This is a genomic window from Candidatus Rokuibacteriota bacterium (assembly GCA_016209385.1).
GTDB lineage: Bacteria > Methylomirabilota > Methylomirabilia > Rokubacteriales > CSP1-6 > JACQWB01.
The window spans coordinates 1-4313 of the sequence record JACQWB010000288.1 but is presented as its reverse complement, the minus strand read 5'-3'; the positions used below and the strand labels follow the sequence as shown (position 1 = coordinate 4313).

General features: G+C 67.3%; 8 protein-coding genes and 1 pseudogene. All 9 read left to right on the top strand.

All coding sequences use genetic code 11. From position 1 onward, the window contains the following. Positions 1–286 precede the first annotated feature (286 nt). The 9 genes and pseudogenes from HY726_21740 (at position 287) to rplO (ending at position 4149) form a co-directional block, all read left to right on the top strand. Positions 287–612, top strand: a pseudogene (locus tag HY726_21740) (50S ribosomal protein L24). Positions 613–637: 25 nt separating this feature from the next. Beyond that, positions 638–1288 carry a 50S ribosomal protein L5 gene (gene rplE / locus HY726_21735; protein MBI4611619.1) on the top strand — a complete coding sequence of 217 codons (651 nt, stop codon included), beginning with the start codon at positions 638–640 and terminating at the stop codon, positions 1286–1288. Between the two features lie 19 nt (positions 1289–1307). Further along, entirely contained in the window at positions 1308–1493 is a 186-nt protein-coding gene (locus tag HY726_21730; GenBank protein ID MBI4611618.1) for a type Z 30S ribosomal protein S14, read from the top strand. A gap of 1 nt (position 1494) precedes the next feature. Then, entirely contained in the window at positions 1495–1890 is a 396-nt protein-coding gene (gene rpsH, locus HY726_21725) for a 30S ribosomal protein S8 (GenBank protein ID MBI4611617.1), read from the top strand. 6 nt (positions 1891–1896) lie between these two features. Further along, the gene (gene rplF / locus HY726_21720) at positions 1897–2439 is read left to right on the top strand and encodes a 50S ribosomal protein L6 (protein ID MBI4611616.1); all 543 of its coding nucleotides are present in this window, start codon (positions 1897–1899) and stop codon (positions 2437–2439) included. 162 nt (positions 2440–2601) lie between these two features. Then, positions 2602–2967 (top strand): 50S ribosomal protein L18, encoded by a 366-nt coding sequence (locus HY726_21715; protein ID MBI4611615.1) that lies wholly within the window; start codon positions 2602–2604, stop codon positions 2965–2967. A gap of 25 nt (positions 2968–2992) precedes the next feature. Further along, positions 2993–3532, top strand: a complete 540-nt coding sequence (gene rpsE, locus HY726_21710) for a 30S ribosomal protein S5 (GenBank protein MBI4611614.1) — start codon at positions 2993–2995, stop codon at positions 3530–3532. After that, on the top strand, positions 3513–3710 hold the full coding sequence (gene rpmD / locus HY726_21705; GenBank protein MBI4611613.1) for a 50S ribosomal protein L30: 198 nt from the start codon (positions 3513–3515) through the stop codon (positions 3708–3710). Before rpsE ends, rpmD begins: the two co-directional genes overlap by 20 nt. Continuing rightward, complete coding sequence (gene rplO, locus HY726_21700; protein ID MBI4611612.1) at positions 3700–4149, top strand: 50S ribosomal protein L15; 450 nt, start codon at positions 3700–3702, stop codon at positions 4147–4149. Before rpmD ends, rplO begins: the two co-directional genes overlap by 11 nt. Positions 4150–4313: the final 164 nt, after the last annotated feature.

Sequence of the window (4313 nt, the reverse complement as noted above, 5' to 3'; positions counted from 1 at the left end):
GACCTGGGCGGCGCCGCCCGTCATGGGGGCGAGAAAGCCGATTTTGATCGGCCCCTTCTGAGCCCACGCCGGACCGACCGCCATGGCGGCCACCAGAACCAGCACTCCCAACACGACGATCAGCTTCTTGCCCATCCTTCCCTCCTCCTCGGTATCTTGGCCGTTGAACCCTAGTGCCGTTCCAACTAACTTCGCCTTACTGTGTCCTCGTCATGCTCGTTATTTGGCCCGGCACGCTGAACTTCTCCGTTCAGCTGCATGGAATTTGCCGGAGGTCATCTAGCCCATGCTGAAACTGCGCGTGAAGCGTGGCGACACGGTCGCCGTGATTGCCGGGAAGGAGCGCGGCAAGCGGGGGAAAGTGCTGCTGGTCTTCCCCGCGAAGGGGCGGGTGATCGTCGAGAAGCTGAACATGATCAAGCGCCACCAGCGCCCGACCCAGAAGCTCAGGCAGGGCGGGATCATCGAGCGGGAAGGCCCGATTCAGATTTCCAGCGTGATGGGGTCTGCCCCAAGTGCGACCGGCCCGCCCGGGTCGCGGTCGATGTCCTGGCGGACGGCCGGAAGCTCCGGGTCTGCCGGCGCTGCCGGGAGATGGTCGACAAGGGGTAGCGGGTAGGGGGGAGAGCGACGCGACATGGCGAAGACGGTCAAAGCCCAGGCGACGAAGCCGGCGCCCAAGCAGCGTCCGCCCGCTCCGGGGGAGCCCCCGGCTCCGCCGGCCCGCCCGAAGGGCAGCGGGCGGATTCCGCCGCGCCTCCGCGAGCACTACCGGAAGGTGGTGATTCCCTCGCTGATGAAGGAGCGCGGGTACACGAACCCGTTCCAGGTGCCGCGGCTCGAGAAGGTCGTGATCAACATGGGCGTCGGCGAGGCGAAGGACAACGTGAAGGTGCTCGAATCGAGCACCGCCGATCTCGCGGCCATCAGCGGCCAGAAGCCGGTGATCACGCGGGCGAAGAAGTCGATCGCCAACTTCAAGCTGCGGGCCGGGGTCCCGATCGGGGTCAAAGTCAGTCTTCGAGGGTCCCGGATGTACGAGTTCCTGGATCGGCTGATCAACGTGGCGCTCCCCCGCGTGCGCGACTTCAAGGGGATGCCGCCGACGGCCTTCGACGGGCGGGGTAACTACGCCATGGGTCTTCGGGAACAGGTGATCTTCCCCGAGATCGTGTACGACAAGATCGACAAGGTCCGCGGGATGGACGTGATCATCGTCACCACGGCCGCGACCGACGAAGAGGCGAAGGCCCTGCTCACGCAGCTGGGCATGCCGTTCCGCGAGTAGGAGGGAACAGAGGACCGCCATGGCGAAGACGGCGCTGATCATGAAGACCCAACGTCCGCCGAAGTTCACAGCGCGGGCCTACAACCGCTGCAAGCTGTGCGGGCGCCCGCGGGGGTACCTGAGGAAGTTCGAGATGTGTCGGATCTGCTTCCGGGAGCTGGCCCTGAAGGGCGAGGTCCCCGGTATCGTGAAAGCGAGCTGGTGAGATGCTGGTGGACCCGATCGCCGACATGCTGACGCGTATCCGCAACGCGTCCAACGCCGAGCACGAGAAGGTGGACATTCCGGCGTCGAAGCTGAAGGCCCGGATCGCCGAGATCCTCAAGGAGGAGGGGTTCGTCAAGAACTTCCGGCTCATCGAGGACAGCAAGCAGGGGATCCTGCGCGTGTACCTCGCGTACGGGAGCGGCAGCGAGAAGATGATCTCGGGCCTGGTTCGCGTCTCCACCCCGGGCCGGCGGGTGTACGTGAGCGCCGACAAGATCCCCTCGATCCTCGGAGGAATGGGGGTCGCCATCCTGTCGACCTCCAAGGGCGTCGTCACCGACCGCGAGTCTCGCAAGCTCGAGCTGGGCGGGGAAGTGCTCTGCTACGTCTGGTGAGGGGTCATGTCTAGGATTGGGCGAAAACCGATTCCGGTCCCGCACGGCGTGAAGGTCGTGATCGAAGGACGGACCGTGCGGGTGGAGGGGCCGAAGGGCAAGCTCGCTCACGCGGTCCCCGAGACCCTGACGGTCTCGCTCGAGGACGGTCGGCTGGGCGTCGCGCGCGCCTCCGACCATCGCAGCGTCCGGGCCCTCCACGGGCTCACCCGCTCGCTGCTCGCCAACATGGTGCAGGGAGTGAAGGAGGGGTTCGAAAAGAAGCTGGAGATCGTGGGGATCGGCTATCGCGCCCAGCTCCAGGGCGGGGCGCTTCAGCTCGCCCTGGGCTACTCGCATCCCGTCGTCTTTCCGCTCCCGGAGGGGATTCAGGCCGAGGTGGACAAGCAGACCGCCATTACCCTCCGCGGCGCAGACAAGCAGCTCGTCGGCCAGACGGCAGCGCGGCTTCGCGACTTGAGGAAGCCGGACCCGTACAAGGGGAAGGGGATCAAGTACGTGGGCGAGGTGATCCGCCGGAAGGTCGGCAAGAAGGCCGGCGCGAAGTAGCGGGACGTGGCAGTTCGAGCCGAGGGGCTTCGGACGAGCCGCAGGCGTGGCAGTTCGAGCCGAGGCGCTTCGGCGCAGGCAGCTTCATCGCCGGCGCCAGCGACGAGGCGAGGCCCGAGTAAGTAACATCGAGGCGAGGCACGAGACAGGGAGTGACCGGACGTGTTGATCAAGGATCGCCGGAAGGCACGGGAGGTCAGGCATCTCCGGATCCGGCGGCAGGTCGCGGGGACCGCGGCTCGACCGCGCCTCTCGGTGTTCCGAAGCCTGAAGCACATCTACGCCCAGCTCATCGACGACGAGGGCGGGCGGACGCTCGTCGCTGTCGGGAGCCTGTCGCCGGAGTTCAGAGCCAAGCTCAAGACGGGGGGCAACGTTGCGGCGGCGGCGCTGGTGGGCCAGCTCGTGTCCGAGAAGGCCAGGGCGGCTGGGATCGAGCAGGTCGTCTTCGACCGGGCGGGATACCAGTACCACGGGCGGGTCAAGGCCCTGGCGGAGGCGGCCCGCGCCGGAGGCTTGAAATTCTAGTGCGGCGTGAGGTCTGAGGGGAGAATTGGCTGAGGCGAAGATCGATCCGAGCGCGCTGGAGCTGAGCGACCGGGTGGTTTCCATCAACCGGGTCGCCAAAGTGGTCAAGGGCGGTCGGCGCTTCTCGTTCACGGCGCTGGTCGTCGTGGGCGACGGGAGGGGCCACGTCGGCGTCGGGCTCGGGAAGGCCCACGAGGTGCCCGAGGCGATCCGCAAGGCGGTGGAGCACGCCAAGAAGGAGCTGATTTTCGTCCCGCTCCGCGACACGACCATTCCCTGCCAGATCACGGGTCGCTTCGGCTCCGGGAGAGTCTTTCTCAAGCCGGCGGCCCAGGGCACCGGGGTCATCGCGGGCGGCGCGGTGCGCCCGGTCCTCGAGGCGGCCGGCGTCCAGGACATCCTGACCAAGACGCTCGGCTCCAACAACCCTCACAACGTGCTGAAGGCCACGCTCGACGCGCTACGCCGGATCAAGCGGCTTCAAGATACCTACGCGACCCGCAAGCGCGCCGCCCAGGAGGCCGGGGGGACGGAGGAGAAGGACGGTGGCAGGCAAGAAGCTTGAGGTCACGCTGATCCGCAGCCTGATCGGCCTCAGCCCCAAGCAGGAGGCGACGGTGCTCGCGCTCGGGCTCAGGCGGATCAGGCAGCACGTGGTCCACGACGATACCTCCACCATCCGGGCAATGATCTCACGGGTGCGACACTGCCTCAGGGTGAAAGAGATCGATCATGCGGCTTGACGAGCTGTCGCCAGCCCCGGGAGCGAAGCGGCGTCCCAAGCGCGTGGGTCGGGGTCCCGGGTCGGGCCACGGCAAGACGGCGGGGCGGGGCCACAAGGGGCAAAAGGCGCGGTCGGGCGGGGGCAAGGGCGCCGGGTTCGAGGGCGGCCAGATGCCGCTCTACCGTCGGCTCCCCAAGCGAGGCTTCACGCCTCGCCAGCGCACGGTGTACGCGGCGGTGAACCTGAAGGCCCTCGGTGTCTTCGCCGGCGGCGGGGTAGTGGACCCCGACAGCCTCGTGGCGGCCCGGCTCATCAAGAAGGCCGAACGCGACCGCGTGAAGATCCTCGGCGACGGTGAGCTGCCCCACGCCCTGACGGTCAGGGTCCACAAGGTCAGCGCCTCGGCCCGGGCCAAGATCGAGGCGGCCGGTGGCCGGGTGGAGGTCCTCTCGGCATGACCTTGCTCGGAGAGGGGCTCCGCCCCCCTTCCGAACCTTATACTATCTCGGACCCGGGAATGACATGACTACTATCCCCAACCCTGTGACGTGGGAGTTCACGGAGCTCGCTGGGCCGAGGACCCACCCGAACCGGTCCTGCAGGAGGACCTGGGGGAGACTGT